Source organism: Thiohalocapsa sp. ML1 (assembly GCF_001469165.1).
In the GTDB taxonomy this organism is placed as follows: domain Bacteria; phylum Pseudomonadota; class Gammaproteobacteria; order Chromatiales; family Chromatiaceae; genus Thiohalocapsa.
This window is the reverse complement of sequence record NZ_JABX01000007.1, coordinates 39,322-57,615: the sequence shown is the minus strand read 5'-3', so window position 1 is coordinate 57,615 and position 18,294 is coordinate 39,322. Positions and strand designations below refer to the sequence as shown.

The 18,294-nt window shown below is 62.7% G+C and carries 17 protein-coding genes; 4 read left to right on the top strand and 13 right to left on the bottom strand.

Annotated elements, in window-relative coordinates; translation table 11 throughout:
• Positions 1 to 2: 2 nt before the first annotated feature.
• From trxA to ML01_RS06130, 5 genes are all read right to left on the bottom strand, one after another.
• On the bottom strand, positions 3 to 377 hold the full coding sequence (trxA, locus tag ML01_RS06150) for a thioredoxin (RefSeq protein WP_058554608.1): 375 nt from the start codon (positions 375 to 377) through the stop codon (positions 3 to 5).
• A 132-nt stretch (positions 378 to 509) separates the two neighbouring features.
• On the bottom strand, positions 510 to 2,234 hold the full coding sequence (locus tag ML01_RS06145; RefSeq protein ID WP_058554523.1) for a RyR domain-containing protein: 1,725 nt from the start codon (positions 2,232 to 2,234) through the stop codon (positions 510 to 512).
• Between the two features lie 24 nt (positions 2,235 to 2,258).
• Positions 2,259 to 2,723: an OsmC family protein gene (locus tag ML01_RS06140; protein WP_058554522.1), complete on the bottom strand. Its 465-nt coding sequence runs from the start codon at positions 2,721 to 2,723 to the stop codon at positions 2,259 to 2,261.
• A 41-nt stretch (positions 2,724 to 2,764) separates the two neighbouring features.
• Complete coding sequence (locus tag ML01_RS06135; protein ID WP_058554521.1) at positions 2,765 to 3,205, bottom strand: gamma-glutamylcyclotransferase; 441 nt, start codon at positions 3,203 to 3,205, stop codon at positions 2,765 to 2,767.
• Positions 3,206 to 3,233: 28 nt separating this feature from the next.
• On the bottom strand, positions 3,234 to 3,821 hold the full coding sequence (locus ML01_RS06130) for a DJ-1/PfpI family protein (RefSeq protein ID WP_058554520.1): 588 nt from the start codon (positions 3,819 to 3,821) through the stop codon (positions 3,234 to 3,236).
• 88 nt (positions 3,822 to 3,909) lie between these two features.
• Here ML01_RS06130 and ML01_RS06125 point away from each other — a divergent pair, with 88 nt between their 5' ends.
• The 4 genes from ML01_RS06125 to ML01_RS06110 all read left to right on the top strand — a co-directional run bounded on the left by ML01_RS06125 (position 3,910) and on the right by ML01_RS06110 (position 9,515).
• Positions 3,910 to 4,995 (top strand): PA0069 family radical SAM protein, encoded by a 1,086-nt coding sequence (locus ML01_RS06125; protein WP_058554519.1) that lies wholly within the window; start codon positions 3,910 to 3,912, stop codon positions 4,993 to 4,995.
• Between the two features lie 581 nt (positions 4,996 to 5,576).
• Positions 5,577 to 6,593: a polysaccharide deacetylase family protein gene (locus ML01_RS06120; protein ID WP_082674003.1), complete on the top strand. Its 1,017-nt coding sequence runs from the start codon at positions 5,577 to 5,579 to the stop codon at positions 6,591 to 6,593.
• Positions 6,594 to 6,690: 97 nt separating this feature from the next.
• Complete coding sequence (locus ML01_RS06115) at positions 6,691 to 8,286, top strand: acyl-CoA ligase (AMP-forming), exosortase A system-associated (protein WP_058554518.1); 1,596 nt, start codon at positions 6,691 to 6,693, stop codon at positions 8,284 to 8,286.
• Positions 8,283 to 9,515, top strand: coding sequence for a pyridoxal-dependent decarboxylase, exosortase A system-associated (locus ML01_RS06110; protein WP_058554517.1), 1,233 nt, complete (start codon positions 8,283 to 8,285; stop codon positions 9,513 to 9,515). The genes ML01_RS06115 and ML01_RS06110 overlap by 4 nt, the downstream gene beginning before the upstream one ends.
• A 4-nt stretch (positions 9,516 to 9,519) precedes the next feature.
• Here the strand turns inward: ML01_RS06110 and ML01_RS06105 are convergent, their stop codons facing one another.
• The 8 genes from ML01_RS06105 to ML01_RS26910 all read right to left on the bottom strand — a co-directional run bounded on the left by ML01_RS06105 (position 9,520) and on the right by ML01_RS26910 (position 17,971).
• The gene (locus tag ML01_RS06105; protein ID WP_082674002.1) at positions 9,520 to 10,389 is read right to left on the bottom strand and encodes a hydrolase 1, exosortase A system-associated; all 870 of its coding nucleotides are present in this window, start codon (positions 10,387 to 10,389) and stop codon (positions 9,520 to 9,522) included.
• A 4-nt stretch (positions 10,390 to 10,393) separates the two neighbouring features.
• Positions 10,394 to 11,194, bottom strand: coding sequence for a hydrolase 2, exosortase A system-associated (locus tag ML01_RS06100; protein ID WP_058554515.1), 801 nt, complete (start codon positions 11,192 to 11,194; stop codon positions 10,394 to 10,396).
• 12 nt (positions 11,195 to 11,206) lie between these two features.
• The gene (locus ML01_RS06095) at positions 11,207 to 11,452 is read right to left on the bottom strand and encodes an acyl carrier protein (RefSeq protein ID WP_058554514.1); all 246 of its coding nucleotides are present in this window, start codon (positions 11,450 to 11,452) and stop codon (positions 11,207 to 11,209) included.
• A 50-nt stretch (positions 11,453 to 11,502) separates the two neighbouring features.
• Positions 11,503 to 12,186 carry a GNAT family N-acetyltransferase gene (locus ML01_RS06090; protein ID WP_082674001.1) on the bottom strand — a complete coding sequence of 228 codons (684 nt, stop codon included), beginning with the start codon at positions 12,184 to 12,186 and terminating at the stop codon, positions 11,503 to 11,505.
• A gap of 332 nt (positions 12,187 to 12,518) precedes the next feature.
• Positions 12,519 to 13,343 carry a hypothetical protein gene (locus tag ML01_RS26920; protein ID WP_156427579.1) on the bottom strand — a complete coding sequence of 275 codons (825 nt, stop codon included), beginning with the start codon at positions 13,341 to 13,343 and terminating at the stop codon, positions 12,519 to 12,521.
• 1,020 nt (positions 13,344 to 14,363) lie between these two features.
• On the bottom strand, positions 14,364 to 15,419 hold the full coding sequence (locus ML01_RS28425) for a hypothetical protein (RefSeq protein WP_156427578.1): 1,056 nt from the start codon (positions 15,417 to 15,419) through the stop codon (positions 14,364 to 14,366).
• 315 nt (positions 15,420 to 15,734) lie between these two features.
• A complete protein-coding gene (locus tag ML01_RS26915) occupies positions 15,735 to 16,718 on the bottom strand; it encodes a sulfotransferase (RefSeq protein ID WP_082674000.1) in 984 nt (327 codons plus the stop codon).
• Positions 16,719 to 16,741: 23 nt separating this feature from the next.
• Positions 16,742 to 17,971 (bottom strand): glycosyltransferase, encoded by a 1,230-nt coding sequence (locus ML01_RS26910; protein WP_082674022.1) that lies wholly within the window; start codon positions 17,969 to 17,971, stop codon positions 16,742 to 16,744.
• Positions 17,972 to 18,294: the final 323 nt, after the last annotated feature.

Here is an 18,294-nt window from a genome sequence, read left to right as displayed (position 1 = left end):
GCTCAGGCAGCGCCGTCCGGCTGATCGCTGGCGATCTGGGCGCGAACCTCGTCCATGTCCAGATCGCCGGCCTTGGCCAGGAGCTCGCGGAACGAGGATTCCGGCAGTGCCCCGGGCTGCGAAAAGATGATGACCTGATCGCGGAAGATCATGAGCGTCGGAATGGAACGGATCTGGAAATGCGACGCGATCTGCTGCTCGTCCTCGGTATTGACCTTGGCGAAGACGATATTGTCGTGATCTTCGGACACCTTCTCGAATACGGGCGCGAAGCTGCGGCAGGGGCCACACCAGGGTGCCCAGAAATCCACTACCACAAAGGGGTTGCTGGACACGGTGGATTCGAAGTCGGCTTCGGTCAGTTGTACGACGGCCATGACAGTCTCGCTGGTCGATTTCGGATGGGCGGGGAGCATAACAGATCGATCCAGCCCCCGCAGTTTCCTCCCCCCGCGCTGCGGTATTGCCCGCGGTGCCTACGGAGCTCTGTCCATGGCTGCATCCGGGTTTCAGTAGTCGAAGCGCCAGCGCGCCCGCCCCTGCCGATCCAGTTGGACCCGCTTGGCCGGCGGGGTTCCCGCCATGGGGGCGCCGTCGCCGAGCACGCACAGGATCTCTGCCCGCCGCGCGATCCAGTCCGCCGCCGCGGCGTCGCCGGCGAGCGGGATGCGCCGTTCTGCCGCCTCCAACAGCCGCAGGATCGCGGTGCGTGCCTCGGGCTGCGCGCCCGCGAGCAGCCGCGGCAGCGCGGCCGGCAGCAACAGGAAGAGCCCCGCGTCTGTCTCGCGCAGCGCCTCCTCGGCCAGCCGGCGGGCGAGCGCATCGGACGGGTCGAGCACTAGGGTCAGACCGCGATCGGGGTAGCGCTCCAGGAGCCGCCGCAGCAGCTCCGCGAGCGCCCGACGCGGCACCCCGGGTGCCGCCGCCTCGCCGTCGCCGCGCACGGCCACCAGGAGCCGGCGCACGACCCCGAGCCCGGAGCGGGCCAGTAGTGAGGGCACCAGCCGCACGGCGAAGCGATCTAAGTCCTGCATCGCGTCCGAGAGCTCGGCGTAGGGGATTAGCTGCGGGTGCAGCTTGCGGGCGTTGTCGCGCACTGGCGCGAACGTCCAGCCGTCCAGCCAGCGCTCCACGGCCCAGCGCCGATGCTCGATGATGGCGAGCCGCTCCACCTCCGTCGGCGCGAAGGCGAAGGACTCCACCTGCTCCTCCGGCACGGCGCGACAGTCGGTAACGGCGAGCTTCGCCCATAGGTGATCGGCCTGGTGGCGGTTGGCGTTGCGATAGGACGCCGGCAGCTCCGGCCAGGGCCGCCCCGACGGCGCCGCCGCCGGATCGCGCCCCTGGGCCGCCGAGGTATCCCGGTAGTGCTCGTGGATCACCTCGGCCAGCACGTCATCACGCCCGAACAGCAGCCCTTCCCGCGAGAACGCGAGCGCCAACGGGCGCACCGGCACGAGCTGGCCGTCCCAGTCCCCGCGCGCGGCCTGCGGCCAGTCCGCATCCGCGGCCAGCAGCACCAGCGGCGAGGCGCCCTGCTCCGCCGCCGCATCCCGCAGCCCGCGCGCGCAGGCGAGCGCGGGCGCGGGCGGCAGATCGCAGACGACGATGGTGGTCACCGGCGCTGCGTCGGCAAGGTCCGGTGCCGGCAGCGACGCGAAGCGCAGCCGGCCGCAGACGCCCGCCTGCGGATGCTCGGCCTCGAGCCAGTCGCGCCACGCGCCCGGGTCATCCGCGGCGAGCGTGACCACCGGCGCATGATCGGCATACTGGCCGATGCGCAGCGCGTGCAGCAGCAATGCCCGCGCGAAGGGTCCGAACCCGGCGACGACCAGGTGCGGGTCCTGCCCGTAGGGCGGGTCGAAGGCGCGGTGCAGCGGCCAACGCGCAAGCAGGGCGCGCGCCGCCGTGGCCTCCGGATTGAGCCATTCGAGCCGCAGCCCTGCGCCCTGCTCCGCCGCGTCCTCCGCCGCCGTGGCCTCTGGGGCGCCACCGAGCACCACCGTACGCAGGGGCCGGCTGCGGCCCCGGCTGGCGTGGCGCGCCCAGTCCAGCTCGCGCCCAAGCCCCGTGCCGCGCGCGAGCAACAAAAGCGCCGTGCGCCGCGGCAGGCGGGCGCCGGCCGCGTCGCGCACGCGGCGCACCGCCACGCCCTGTGCAACGAGCGCCGCGGCGGCCTGCGTCAGCAGCGGCGCGTCGCCGACGACGAGCACGGCGCTTGCGCTCGCACCCATCAGGCCGCCCGGGGCCGCGGCGGCTCAGTCCGATGCATGCAGTAGCTGCCCGGCCTCGTCGACGACGGAGACGGCGATGGGGATGCCGTCGCGGATGCTGGCGGAGACGACGCAGAAGTCCTCGAACAGCGTCTTGCAGCGCTCGAAGCGCCGGTTGCCGACGACCTCGTCGTTGACGATGAGCTTGACCTCGAGCCCGCCGATGCGAAGGCGCTTCTGCGCGTTGCGGATCAGGATGCAGGTGGCCTCGGCACGCAGGGTGCTGTCCGGCGGCTCTTCCTTATAGAGGCAATAGAGCAGGCTCGCGGACAGACAGTTCGCGGCGGCCGCGGCCAAGAGCCGCGAGGCGTTCGGCCCGCCGGTCTCGCCGAGCGGCGGCGGCTCGTCCATGAGCAGATCGGCGGCGCGCTTCCAATCGAAGCGCACGTTGATCTGGTAGCCCTCCTGCTGTTCCAGGTGAATCGTGAAGCGGCCTTGTTCTTCCGACATGGCAAGGGTCCTCGTCGTCGTCGGCCGGCGCTGCCGGACGCTCAAGCGTCGCCGCCACGAACACGGCGGCGGTGGGTGGGGTTTTTGGGATCACGGCGGGTGCGCACCGCCGCCGCGCGCGGATGCCCGGCGCCGGCATAGCGCCGCCAGTCGCCATGGGCGAGCCGCGCTCGGTCGTGGCGCGGACCGCGGTAGAGATAGACCCAGGCGCTGCCGTGCACGGTCGGGATGATGCGCCGATCATAGAGCCTCGGGTAGTCCTCCAGCCGGTCCAGCCGCCGCAGACCCGCTGCATCCACGCCATAGACCTCGCCGGATACCGCCGTGTCGCCGCCGTCCACGAGACCCGGATAGGCGCCGAGGAGCAGCAGCGTAAACCTGGGCTCGGTGCGATGCGCGCCGAGCAGGCGCGCATCCTGCAGCAGGTAATGGTTGACCTCGCCACGCAACAGCGTGCCGTAGACGAAGACGCGGTGCTCCATGCGCGGGGGCCGCTCGCGCTGTCCGCGCTCAGGGCTCGATGCGGCTGCCGAGCACGGCCAGGAACTGCCGCATCCACTCGGGGTGGGCCGGCCATGCCGGCGCCGTCACCAACGTGCCGTGGGTGTGGGCGTTGTCGAAGGTGGTCGCGACCTCATGCCAACTGCCGCCCGCCATCTCGATGTCGGGCTTGAGTGCCGGATAGGCGGTGCAGGTCGCGCCCTCCAGCACCCCCGCCGCCACCAGGATCTGCTGGCCGTGGCAGATGGACGCGATGGGCTTGGCCGCTGCTGAGAAATGCCGCACCAGCTCGATGACGCGCGGGTTCAGGCGCAGGTACTCGGGTGCGCGCCCGCCGGGGATGACGAGCGCATCGTAGGCATGCACATCGACATCCGCGAAGCTCGCGTTGAGCGTGAAGTTGTGGCCCGGCTTCTCGCTGTAGGTCTGAGCGCCATCGAAATCGTGTACTGCGGTGCGTACCTGCTCGCCCGCCGCCTTGTCCGGGCAGACCGCGTGCACGCTGTGCCCCACCATGGTCAGGATCTGGAACGGCACCATGACCTCGTAGTCCTCGACATAGTCGCCCACCAGCATCAGGATTCGCTTGGCCGCCATCGTCTGCACCTCCACCTCTGGGTTTACTGGAAGCCGGTCACGCCGACCCCCGCGACTATAGCCAAATCCCCCCGAGCCACGCATCCCGATGTCAGACAGACCCGTTCCGGCACCAACGCGCGGTCGCGGCAGCCAGAGCAACCCCGACAGCCGCTTTGCAGCGCACGCCCGCGAGGCCGTGGACGACGGCTGGTGGCAGGAGCCCGCCGACGGCGCCCCGCGCACGGAGATCGGCATCGACACGAGCCGCACCGTTATCAGCTACAACAGCTCCCCGGACCTCCCGTTCGACCGCAGCGTCAACCCGTACCGCGGCTGCGAGCACGGCTGCATCTACTGCTACGCCCGGCCGACCCATGCCTGGCTCGGGCTGTCGCCGGGGCTCGACTTCGAGCGGCGCCTGTTCCACAAGCCGGACGCGGCACAGCAGTTGCGACAGGCGCTCGCGCGACCGGGCTATCGCCCGGCGACGCTGGTCCTCGGCGCCAACACGGACCCCTACCAGCCCATCGAGCGCAGGCTAGGCGCGACGCACGCGCTGCTCGCGGTGCTGCTGGAGACCCGCCACCCGGTGGCCATCACCACCAAGTCCGCGCTGGTGCTGCGGGACCTGCCGCTGCTGCGGGCGCTCGCCGCGGAGCGCCTAGTCGCCGTGCAGGTGTCGGTGACGACCCTTGATGATGACCTCGCGCGGCGTCTGGAGCCGCGGGCGGCGGCACCGCGCCGGCGGCTGCGCGCCGTCGCCGAGCTCGCCGCCGCCGGCATCCCCACGGGCGTGCTCGTCGCACCGCTGATCCCGGGGCTCACGGACAACGACCTGGAGCGCATCGTCGCCGCCGCGGCGAGCGCCGGTGCCGAGCGCGCCGGTGCCCTCCTGCTGCGGCTGCCGCTGGAGCTGAAGCAACTGTTCGAGGAGTGGCTGCGGGCGCACTACCCCGAACGCGCCGACAAGGTGCTGTCGCTGATTCGCCAGTGCCGCGGTGGCACGCTGAACGCCAGCGCCTTCGGCACGCGCATGACCGGCACCGGACCCGTCGCCGAGTTGCTGCAACAGCGCTTTCGGCTGGCGCTGCGCCGGCATGGGCTTGCGCGCCAATACAGTGGCTGGGCGTTGGCCGCGGACGCTTTTCGGCCGCCTGCGGCGGACCCGCGGCAGTTGTCTTTGTTCGATTGAGCCGGTCCAGGCAGCTTACAACTCAGGGTCACGCCGCGTCACAGGCTATAGCAAGGCAGAGCCTCAGACCGGCGAGGGCACGGGGCGTCGCCGTGCGCGGTCGGCTCGTTGCCGCACGTAAGCCAAAGGGCCGACGGCCAAGGGCCGAGGAGGGCTCCCTCGGCCCCGGCCCTTTTGCCCTCAACCGCTTTGTCGCCATGAAACTCGACTCATCTGCACGCATTCGGCGTCGTCAAGCAATCTAGGCGTCGTTCGGTACCGCACCCCGTCGTGTGAGGGATTGCAATCTGGAAACCGGCGCCATATCGTGCCGCCGTTCGGGGAGCGCGGCTCTCGGCAAGCGACGGCGCGATCAGTTGGAGCCAGCGCAACGCCCACCAACCTTGGCCGACAGGACTCTGGCTCAGGCTCGCGTGTACGCAGCGCCGGCCCCGTCGTCTTTGTAGCTTCGACGCAGCACGACACCTGCGCCGAGAACGTGATTCCGTGTCAGGAGCGTCGCTGCCTATGTCTGCGCTTCTCGCGCACACGACACTCCGAGCCCTACGCTGCCGTTGCGGCGCCCCTGCACCGAGGTACTGATGCACGTCGGCACACCAACCGGCACCAACGCGCCTTCCCTCGTTCGGCATGGGCCTTTGGCCCTGCGCCGGTTGCTGATAGCGGCCGGGGCACGCTGCGCCGTAGGCTTCGGGGCGCCTCGCCTGTCGGTCTTGATCTTCCACCGCGTGTTGGCGAAACCGGACTCGCTCCTGGCGAGCGAGCCCGACGCGAAGCGCTTCGCCCAGATCATCGATTGGATTGCCACACGCTTTACGCCGCTGCCACTGGCGGAGGCTCTTGAACGGCTCCAGACCGGGACGCTTCCTGACGGCGCCGTGTGCCTCACCTTCGACGATGGTTACGAAGACAACCTGACCGTGGCCGCCCCAATCTGTCGCCACCGGAACGTCCCCTTTACCGTTTTCATCGCGAGCGCATACCTGGACGGGGGGATCATGTGGAACGATCTCGTCATCGAATCCATCCGGCGCGCTCAAGGCGACGTCATCGATCTCACGGACTTGGGCTATGGACGCCATCCTCTCCCAGATACGCAGGCCCGGGCGTCTCTAGTCGATTCACTGCTCCGAAGCTGGAAGTATTTGCCCTTCGACCGCCGCGAGCAATTGGCCCATGAGCTTGCGGCGCGCTGCGCACCCAAGGTTCCATCGCCGATGCTCTCCCGAAACCAAGTCCGCAAACTGGCGTCCGCCGGCGTTGAGATAGGTGGCCACACCGTCACCCACCCTATCTTGACGCTGACCGAAAAATCCGCGGCCATGCGCGAGATCGCCCAGAATAAAGCGGATCTGGAGGGGTTGATCGGGCATTCTCTTCGTTTCTTTGCTTACCCAAACGGGTCTCCGGACAAAGACTTCACGGAGTCCCACGCAGGCATGGTCCGGAGCGCTGGTTATGCTGCAGCCCTGACGACCGAGTCCGGCGTTTCCAGCCCAGATACGGATACCTATCGTCTGCCGCGATTCACACCCTGGGATAGATCGGCGCTGCGCTTTTCCGTCCGTCTGCTGCTCAACGCACGCCATCCCCGCTAGTACCAAGCCCATACTTATTCCCATCCTCATCCGACGATCTCACTCCGTCCGATCGCCACCCCTAAGGCCCTAGCCCCATTCGCGAGCCGCGCAGTTCATGCCCTATCTCCTCCATCAACTTATCCATCGCTCGGCGCTTGCCACGCCGGACGCACCCGCGCTGCTCTTCAAAGGCCAAACGCTCTCCTACAGCCAGTTGGCCAGCCTCGTCACTCAGGTTGCAGGGGGGCTTCGCGGACTCGCAGTCGCCAAGGGTGCGCGCGTCGCCATTTATCTGCCGAAGCAGTTTGAAACCGTCTGTGCAATCTTCGGTGCATCAGCCGCCGGTGGTGTATTCGTGCCTATCAATCCGCTGCTCAAGCCAGAGCAAGTCGGCCACATTCTGCAAGATTGCAGCACCCACGCCCTCGTCACCAGTCCCGATCGCGCGAAGCTGTTGCGCCCCGTGCTCGACAAGTGTCAACACCTGCGCCATGTGATCATCGTTGGTGACTGCGACGCCGAGATAATGAACAACGCAGCTTATCGGTGCACCCCTTGGCGCGAGCTCATCGATGACGCGCTGACGGCAACCGCGGATCACCGCATCGATGTTGACGTCGCCGCCATCCTCTACACATCGGGAAGCACCGGACGCCCCAAAGGCGTTGTGCTGTCTCATCGCAACATGCTCGCCGGCGCAGAAAGCGTCGCTACCTATCTGCGCAACGCACCATCTGACCGGATGCTAGCCGTGCTGCCGTTCAGTTTCGACTATGGGCTCAGTCAATTGACGACTGCATTCTCCGTCGGGGCATCCGTCGTGCTTATGGACTATCTCCTGCCGGCCGACGTCACCCGGGCGCTCGCACGCTACGGCGTCACCGGCCTCGCGGCGGTCCCGCCGTTGTGGAATCAGCTCGCTGCGTTGGAGTGGCCGGAGCAGGCAGTAAGGAGCCTTCGCTACATCACGAATTCCGGCGGCGCAATGCCCCTGGAAACCACTCGGCGTCTACGCGCGCTACTGCCGGACACCGCTGTTTACTTGATGTACGGACTCACCGAGGCGTTCAGATCCACCTATCTTCCCCCGGCCGAGGTCGATAATCGCCCCGACTCCATCGGCAAAGCCATTCCGAACGCCGAAATCATGGTTGTTCGCCCCGACGGCACGGAGTGCGACGCGGACGAACCGGGCGAGCTCGTGCACCGCGGTGCACTCGTCGCGCTCGGATACTGGGGCGATCCGGACAAGACCGCAGCACGCTTCAAGCCAGCGCCCGGACAGTCGCCGGAGCTGCCGCATCCCGAGCTGGCGGTATGGTCCGGCGATCAGGTGCGGCGTGACCGGGACGGCTACCTCTACTTTATAGGCCGAACCGATGAACAAATAAAAACGTCCGGCTATCGCGTTAGCCCCGGGGAGATTGAAGAGATTGCGTACCAACTCCCGACGATCGAGCAGGCCGTAGCTTTCGGCGTGCCGCATCCGCAGTTGGGCAGCGGAATAGTCCTGCTCTTTCAAGCCGAATCACCGCAGCTCGACGCGGAAGCCGTACGAGCACACTGTCGTGCCCATCTTCCGGCATTCATGGTCCCCGGGCTCATCGAGCGCGTCGACGACATGCCCAGAAACCCAAACGGTAAGCTCGATCGAAAATCCTTGTCGGCCCGCTACCAAACTGCCTTCGCAGATCAAACACCAGCACAATGAAAGCAAAGCTCGCCCACGCGTCCCTTGTGCAGTTTCCGGTGGTGGAGGATGAGCTCGTCATCGGCGGTGTCCCGATTGGTCAGCTCGCCGGCCGGGTGGGACGTACCCCTTTTTACGCCTATGACCGATCGGCAATCTCTTCCCGGATTGCCGACCTCCGTGCGACCTTGCCCGCCGGCATTTCGCTTCACTACGCCATCAAGGCCAACCCGATGCCCGCCGTTGTCGGCCACGTTGCACAGCTTGTAGACGGGCTGGACGTCGCCTCCGTTGGGGAAATGCACGTCGCGCTCGACACGGGCACGTGCTCCTCTGCAATCAGCTTCGCCGGACCGGGTAAGAGCAGCGCAGAACTCAGCGCCGCGGTCAAGGCGGGCATCTGCCTCAACATCGAGTCATCCGGAGAGTTGGAGCGTGTCGTACAGACTGGCGAAACGCTCGGCTTAGGACCCCGGGTCGCGGTCCGCGTGAACCCGGATTTCGAATTAAAGTCATCCGGAATGAAGATGAGCGGTGGCCCAAAGCCCTTCGGCATCGACGCCGAGCAGGTGCCCGCGATTCTTCAGCGAATCGGCGAGACAGGGCTCGACTTTCAGGGATTTCACATCTTCAGCGGCTCCCAGAACCTCAAGGCCGGAAGTCTGATTGAGGCGCACGATAAGACATTCGAGCTCGCTTATCGCCTCGCCGATCACGCACCCTCTCCGGTCAATACACTCAACATCGGCGGCGGCTTCGGTATCCCCTATTTCCCGGGCGAGCAACGCCTCGACTTGGCCCCCATATGCAACAACCTAGCCGAGCATAGGGACGCGTGTCGCGAGCGACTCGGCAATGTGGAGCTCGTCCTGGAGCTCGGGAGGTATCTCGTGGCCGAGGCCGGCGTCTACGTATGCGAGGTCGTAGACAAGAAAATCTCTCGCGGAACCACCTATCTCGTCACCAACGGCGGACTGCACCACCATCTCGCCGCATCAGGCAATTTCGGCCAAGTCATTCGCAAGGATTACCCGGTGGTGACCGCTCATCGCGTCCATGGCGGCCCACGTGAGCTGGTCAGCGTGGTGGGGCCGCTGTGCACACCGCTTGATATCCTCGCCGATAGCATGGAGCTTGGCCAAGCGGACGTGGGCGACCTGATCGCCGTACTGCAATCCGGTGCCTATGGATTCACAGCTAGCCCGCACCTCTTTCTCGGGCACCCGGCACCGGTCGAGGTTCTCGTGTGATACCTCAGCGCCCTGCCTGATCAAGGCCTAGTATCCATTCGCTAGTCCACAAGCTTACCTGGTCGCGCCACTGCCGGCTTGCGAAGGTATGGTCGGCCTCCGGCAGCCTCTTCACCGTCACTCGGTCGGACCCCAGCCAGTCGCTCCACGGCGTCGATTCCGCGACCCGCGCTTCATACTCCCTCGCCGTCAAGTCCTGGCCGCTCAAAATGATCAGTGTCTGCCCAACGAAGGATGTCTGGGCGGCACGCAGTCTTTCCGGCAGCGCCCCCTTGCTTCCGGCGTCAGTCCCGCCGCCGCCAGCGCGCCGCGATGCGAACCAGTTTTTCACGAAGTCCTTCACCGCATACGCAGCATCGGTTCTGCCGCCGATCAGATCAGCCCAAAATCCGCGACTCAACAGGCGCTTCAGGTAATAGTGGCGTACGTACGCCTGTGCTTGTCCTTCCGCCGTTCGCACCCAGGGATTCAGCGCAACCTGGCCGACAAGACGCTCATCATTGCTGCGCGCCCCGTAGAAAGCATTTGCGGTGGCGGCGTCGCACAGACCCCAAAGGACCATCCGGCGAAGGTGCGGGCAGGCGTCGAATAAGACATCCGCGGCCGCCGCGATGTCATCGTGGATGGACCCAAAATCCGTTGGCGTGCCCTGGCTATCGCCCATGCCGCGGTAGTCGAAACGCAGCACCGCGATCCCGGCATCCGCAAGGGATCTTGCCAGCATGACGAACTGGCGGTGACTGCCGATGCGATACTGCGGCCCGCCCACGACAAGCAAAACGCCCACATCGACCCCGACGACTCGCGGAGCGTGAACGATGCCGCACAACTCGTCGTCTCCGCAACGGAAAAGGACTGCTTTCTCGGAGTCCAAGGGGTTAGTCCTGCCAAGCGGAGACGATGGCGTCGATCAACGCCGGGCACGTTGCAATCTCCTGTGTTGCCCAAAGCTGCGCGCAGCCAATTACGGCCGTGGAAACGTCCACGCCGTTGCTCAACCAGTCGTCGATCACGATCTGGCTCGCCGGCAACAGCGGACGCTCCGCCGACACCGCAAGCTCCAACCAATTGACGCGCCCTAGGTTCCCCACAAACAACTCCTGAAGCCTCAGCGCCGCCAGCCCTTCAGCGAGCCGACGCGACAGCAGATAGCCAGCAATCTCAATACGGTCTTCGTCGATCAAGCGCTGCTTCAGGTCGGCAATTGATTCGCGGGGGCCTTTACCGAGAAAGCTTCCGGCCAGGCCAAGCCGAAGAAACTGATCGAGGTGCCTCGCACCGTCGGTCACGGGGTGGACAAGACTCAAGACATCGACGCGATGCCGTCGAGCAAAATCGACAGCGAGCAGCGCTCCCGCCCTCATCGCAACGACATGCAGAGGGCCGTCGTTAGGCAGCAGGCCGCGAGCAACGTCGAGATCGGAACGCCAGATCTCCAGAGTGGCGTCGCCGAAGTCTCCCTCACTGTCCCCCGTACCGAACAGGTCCGGCAACAGGACGGTATGACCTAGGGCGCCAAGGGAACGCGCGATCTCAGCCAGCACGTGTCGCGACTTGTTCATCTCCTCCGCGAAAGGGGGGATGATGAGTGTCGAACAGCGGTGGCCGGTCCCAGATGCAACGGTGTTGACGCACAGCAGCCGGCCGGCGGCGCCCCTGACGAAAACAATATCCCGCAAGACCGCGCCCGCCTACAGCTTGCCATCCACGAAGGCAGCCAAGGATCCGAGCGTCTCGAAGGTCGCGGCGTCGATCTCGTCGTCTTCGACGATGATCCCGAAGTTGTCCTCAAGTGCGGTGATGACGCTGACCACGGCCATGGAGTCGAATTCGGGGATGTTGCCCAACAGCGCACTGTCCGCCGTCAGCGCGGCCGTGCGCGTGCCTAGCTGCAAAACGTCGCCGACAATCAGCCGAACTCCCTCGAAAGTGTTCATATGGTAACTGGACCCTAAAAAAAAGCTGGCCGCGAGTATAGCAAACCCACTTAGGGCGCACGGACCCTCACCTTCGGCGGATGCCTGCGCCCCCAACACAGATTCACGAACGGCCTGACGGTGAAGAACGAGATCTGCAGTTTGCCGGCGACGAAGAATATACCGCGGCCCATAACCCTTGCACCAAGCCGTCTATGCGCGCGAATCGACGCGGGGTTGAATCCATCGATACGACTCATCGTCCACCGGTAACCGTTATCCTTCAACCACTGGAATGCCTCGTCCCACAGATACGCGAACACGCGTCCACCCCGGTGTTCCGGCTTGACGTAGACATCGAAATCCCACACCGCCAAATGTGCGGGCTGCGGCACGAAACGGCACGCAACCTCATCCTCCCGGTATTCATCCCGCGCCAGCCACAAGCAGCCGACAGCCTCGTCGCCTTTGAACGCCGCGAAACATAGGCCGCCTTGCCTGAACCGATCCGCTATCACGTGTGCCGGCCTCGGGAACCACGCCAGCCTATAGTTTTCAGGCGCGACGATGTCAACGCGAACCTGCCGACGTCCTGACACCCTAATCAACGGACGCTCCGAAACAGGCTGCGCGGTGAACAGATAATACCGGAGCATGTCGCGCCCCGTGACAAGTCTCAGTACGCGGGACACCGAGTACAAAACCGCATTTGCGATTCCCAAATCGCCCATGCGACCCATCGATCGCGCATTCATCGGCCGAGCACCGTGGTGAAGAAGCCCAATCGCCCAGCTCGCAAACGATCCTGGTGGAGCGAAGAGACATCGAGACTGCGGGCTGTAGACCGCATTAATTTACGCCACTGTCGCCGCTAGCCGCCCGGATTCACATGCTCGTTATCCCACCGGGCATCTGAGAGGGATCGCTGCTTGGTTCGGCATGCCGCCTCAACAGGGGGAGGGCTGGAAACATTGCTTATACGCGCGTTACCAGCGACAGCGGGAAGGGTGATCAGGCCCACATATCCGTCGCGCCAGCGATCGCCCGAACCATAAACGCCCAGTCACCGCTGCCCTGTTCCACAACATCACCGACCATTACGGAAAGCTTCCCGGATTCTCTGGCGCGCACGAACCAGCATTGATTTCGCGCCACCGAAAGTCGATGCGAGAAAAGGCGTCATATCTCCAAAATCGAAATACACACCGACAAAGCCCGAAAGCACCGCACGCGGCCGGTGCAAAACAAGCCATGCGAGAGCCATTGAATGGCGCTCGCCGTTTAACCAGGTGCGCGCTCCCTTCTGCTGACAGAGTGGTAGCGGAAGACCCAAGGTCGCCGCATACTCGATCAGCGGAAAGTTAACTCCATTCGCACTGCACAACCCCGTCCAAAAATCCGTCCGCCCGACTGTCGGCTCGATCACCCAATACCGACCATCGCAACCCATCTTGACTTCGAGCGACACGGGGCCCGACAGATCCAGGCCATCAAAAAAGCAGACCGTCAGCGCGTTAACCTCATCGTCAGGAGCAGGCACTGCGATCGTTGTATGCCCCATTGGTCGCGAGTAAAGCTTACGCCCCTCAAAGCGAGCCAGAACCTTTCCCTCATCGAGGTATAGCGCCCCAAAATGGATCCGGTCGTCGCCGCCCTCTATGAACTCCTGTATGAGTACCGGGACGCACTCTTCAATCCTGCCGCGCTCTCGTTCGAGGGCTCGCAAAGAACGGACGACGATCGTCTTGAATGAAGAAAGCGGCCTAACTGGTTTTACAATCACCGGAAACGAGAGCGACCGAACTGTGTCGTGCAACTCGGACAAATCATCGAGCAGCCGCGTTCTCGGGTAGTTCAACCCGACACCGTTGCACCGTTCTTCAATCTTGCTTTTATCCAGCAGGGGCAGCAACCTCCCGGCGGAATCACCCCACGACAATCTGTACGAATTTGAAAGGTACGCCGCGTGTTGACCTAGGACTTGGACCATCCTGTCGTTTGTAGGTATAAGAACTGGCCTGCAATCGCCCGGAAGGCGACTCGCCAGATCTTGCAACGCGCTGATCAGCATGTCGCCATTGATATCCTCCACAAATGACACTCGCCCCCATCGTGAGCGCGTACCGGGTAAGGTTTGGTCTACTTCCAAGGCAATGACTGGCACACCAGCCCTCGCGATATCCCTGACGATTCCCAGGCCATGCGCACAGAGGCCGATCACAACTGCAGGTGTGCCCATCATAGTCGTACCCAGCATCCGAAATCCATCGATCAGTTATCTATTCCAACGCAAGCGCCAGCATGCGCCCCGTAAAAACGCACCAACGCCGACCGACATATTGCGAGAGCGCCAACCTACGACCCAGGGGGGGGAAAGCGCCGACAGCCGCCTTATTTGCCTGGCCAGCCTCAAAAGCGACCCACTTTAAATCCGGAATGACGATATCTGACGCTTATTCCTATGTTGAAGTTCGAGACAAACGCGCTACAGAGTGCACAACGAGGATCGGCATACGTTAGATGATGCCCTTGCGGCCCTGACCGAAACCCGACCAGCGCCACACGCGGGATCCGTAGTAAAACCTCGGCCCCTGATGCTGTCAGGCCAGGTTGGTGCGACTGCGCAGGCGACCGCTAGGCTGTTCAACTTCACGGTCTTCAAACACTTTTCGGTCCGACAGTTCGGTGTCGGCAAGGTGGCTCCTTAAGATGCATGAGACCATTAGTGCAATGCAAACATCGAACGATAAGCGACGCAATGAAAACCAGAACGGGTCCAATTGACTGCCTAGGCGACCGCTACCGTGGTCGGGGTAATGATTAAGGGCATGGATCGACACCGCCGAGCTGCACGCTCCAATCGGCCTGGCCCAGGGCGCTACGATGGCTCAGATTCAACATCTTCGAAAACAGCCACTCCTGAGATGCACTTTCACGCGAGATCACGCTCAGTCAACCAAGCATCAATGGCGAACTTCGCCGACCAATTCAGGTATTCATAACGCCCATAGTCCCCGTGAACGGGGAACGCACCTTTTATGCCCCCGCGCTCGCCGACGTCACCCGTCAATAGCAGCGTTCTCCGCACAAAGGCATTGGCGTCGCGCGCGGCCCTGAGCAGCGTGGCATCGTTTAATGTCGTCCCCAGATAGAACCAGCTATCGGCGATCTGGACATTCCCAGTCAAGCAAGACCAAGAGACAGCCGCACGCCACTGAGGCGTCAACCGTCCAGGCAACGCCCCATCAGCGCGTTGCGCGCCGGCCAACCCTTTAGCTGTCAGCAAGGCAGCGGCGAGCAAGTCCTCATCCGGTCGCCAACGATGCGCCTCGACCAGGCCTTTCAGATAGTACCCGAGGGTATGCGTCAGCGGAATGTCCGGACGATTGAGACAGCAATCGCGAACCCAGCCATTCGGTTGCTGTTTGGTGAGTGCCCACTGCACCTGTCGCCAGCCCGCCGCGCCATAACCTTCATTCGGCGCTATGCGATCCGCCGCAAACAAGCCCCAGGCCACATGGGTTTCGTAAGCCTTTTCGCCAGCCGCGGCAAACGGGGTGGGATGTTTCCGCCAACATCCGTCCGGGTCTTGTGAATCCCGCAAGAAACGCGCGGCAGAGTGCATCGCACCGTGATAGCGCCCAAAGCTCTCAACCCCTGCGGTAAGACCCAAAAGTATCTGTCCAGTGTTGAAGGTCACCGGCACCACCGGCTGTGCATCCACCCGGCCGCCCTGAAACCCTCCGCCCGGAAGCTGAATGCGCACGCACCAATCGAGCATTCTTGCGGCTCGTTCGCTGAGATCATCGCGGCGCCGCAACTGCGCCACTGCCAACATGGTGGGGATGATATATCCTGTCGTTTCCGGATAGGAGCTTGCCCACCCGCTTTGCAAGCTGTAATCGCGGGCAACGCCCCCGTCTTGCGATGCCGAATGATCCTGAGCCTGACATAGCCAGTCGGTTGCCGCATCAATGCAGGCATCCAATCCAGGGTCTTGAGCGTGTGCGAGACCGCAAGCATCACGCCGATATGCCTCTTGCGCCGCGGTCGGTAGAGCGCGCGTGTGCCACCAAGAATACAGCGGTTGTAACATGCGGGTTAGCAATACTCTACGTTAGAGTGATGAATGCCATTCTTGGCGGAGCTGGCCTGGAATCACTTAACTTCGTGGGCTACATCTGACGCCGCGCGCGCTCGCGATCGGTGGACAGCCAACGTTTCCCGTAACGGCTATAAGCGACCGAATGTCTTCCAGGTACGATTTATTGCCATGCGGCCCCTTGAAAATGTTGATGGAATTTCAGTCGGGCCTGGCGCGGCGCATTCTTTCTAACAACGATTCTCTGTGGTAACCCATCTTTCTCAAGAAACGCTGGCTGCGACCGCCACGATCGAGCAGATAGAGCAGTTCCAGAAATAGGGCAGACAGACGGCGTGGTATATGTTCGTAAACAGGATAATCCAGCTCTTTTAAAAGTGGCCCCGCAATTCGCTCGAATACGATTCGTTGAGTCACTGTCATTTCGTGACGCCAACGCTCAACTTTCGAGGCCTGCGGCGGCAATTTCAACGCCGGCCACAGCCACTGCTTTTCTTGGGGCACCCGTTCATCAACGCTCGCACCATAGTTCAGCATCTCGCGCGAGAACGGTACGCCGATAAATCCGCATAACTGTGTCAGCGTTTGCTCGGCGTCAAGAATCAACTTTTCGTACCGAACCACATGATAATGGTCGGAACCCAAAATCGCACCCATGCGTAAATTCGTTCTCAGGCTTGCGGTCCACTTTTCGGCACACTCATAAATGTTGCCCCGTCCATAAGGCGTTGTTTGATTGGAAAGCGCCACATCGCGCCCGTCACGGATAATATGCACAAAGCGGGCATTCGGAAACCAATGGTAGGCACGGTGCATCTGATCAAGGGTAGCAATGTCGCTATTCGCCCAACAACGCTTCTGCTTCTGACGCGCATATTCTTTATGGAACGCGGCAACAACAGATTCAATTCCCCCTTCGTGGACGTCGCTGACGATCCGTGCGAGATCCAGCTCGGTACGCCACAGGCGTATCCGCTCGTGTTCGGCGACATCGTTGACAATACGTTGTAAATCTCCCGATGTGCGCAAATTGTGGTAGTTGCCCAGTCGGTCAGCAAACTCATACCACATGCCCGTCGTTGCCAAGGGAACAGCGATCTCAGGATGTGCGCCAACCATCATCGCCAGCAGCGTCGTCCCACTACGGTCCATGCCGAACAGAAAAATTGGCGTGCAATCTGACATTGATTGATTCCTGGAGTAGTTTTTCAGCTGATCATATGCTCGAGCAATCCGGCAAACTGTTCCGTGCGTGCACGCCGGGAAGTATGTCGTATGCCCTCTTCCGCTGTACTAGGATCGAAACGATCGAGCAAGCTTGGCAAACGCGACAATAGTGCAACAATCTGTTCTGGGGCATCCAGAGATGCTTGCGTGTCAATGCCGTACTTTCGTAAACACCACGCCGTATCACCTGCGGGATCGGTCAACGCGATAATCGGCTTCCGTGCGCGCAAGTATTCGTATAATTTACCGGGAATCTGCGCATTGCAATTTGAAGCTTGCAAAATTAGTAGAGCATCGGCACTGAGCATTTCATTGATCGCATTTCGGTAATCGACAGGGGGCATTACTTCGATCAGATGACCCACGGCAAATCGTTGTGCGAGTGATAGCAAGAATTGAGTGTCCCCAGGGGCGCGAAATCGAAACCGCACGCGATCCGCCACATCCGGATGACGTGCTGCCAGAAACGATAATGCAGCAAAAAGATGCGTCGGGTCGCGTTCTTTCGGATACACAACGCCACTATGCAGCACGGTAATCTTGTCGGGAACTAAGGGCGGCGCCGCAACAGCACCAGAAAACAAGGCCTCGTCATAGCCGTTTTCCAATAAATGAATGCGCTCTGCCGCCCCCGCATAACGCGCCCGATACAGGGTGACTGCCCCAGGAGTAGTCAGCGTCACAAGCTTCGCCTGCGCGACGGTTGTCTTCTCCAACGCGTAATATGCCTGCCTTAGCTGTGGGTCGCTAGGATAGTCATGCTGCGCCATCGGATCACGAAAATCAGCCAGCCATGGCTTTCCGCTACCGCGCTGCAACGCGAGGCCAATGGCGTGCGCAGTACCGATAGGGTAGGAAGACCACAGGGCGCTTACGTCATGTTCGCGCAATAAGCGCTTGCCGCGACGAACGGCGTCAAAGCGCCAGCTTGTCCAGCGATCCGGAGTCGCCCATGCGCGTGGATAGCGCCCGCCAACGGAAAGATGTCGGGCTGTATCGAGCGCCCAGGCACGTTCGACATGCAAATGCGCCGGAACTTCCTCTGTCAACCCGACGCGCTGTTCGGGGTAGGCCTGGGGTTGCACGGTAAGCACCAGTGGTGTCCAGCCAAACTCAGGTAAATATCGGGCGAAGCTGAGGGCGCGATGGACCCCACTACTGCCCAGTATCGGCGGGAAGTGATACGCAATAAGTAACACCTTCTTTGTCATTGCATGACGTCCAACAACAGCGTTCGCACCAGAACATTGCTGAAAATACCGATCGAACAACCGCGGAAGCGATCTCAGTAGCCGGGCGAAGAACAAATCCTCATCCCGGCTCAGCATGTCGCCACTGCACTACCGGCATCGGGGACGAAGGACTACGCGCAACATCGGCGGAAGATCTTCGCTCCGCTGTGGCGATCCGCGCGACCGCTCGTGGAGTTTGCAGCACCGCCGCCATAGGCACCGCCCCGCATTATTATCGCGACACGCTGCGACATTTTCCATATTACTGTCCCCCTACGCCGGTAGATTCGCAGGCCCGGAAC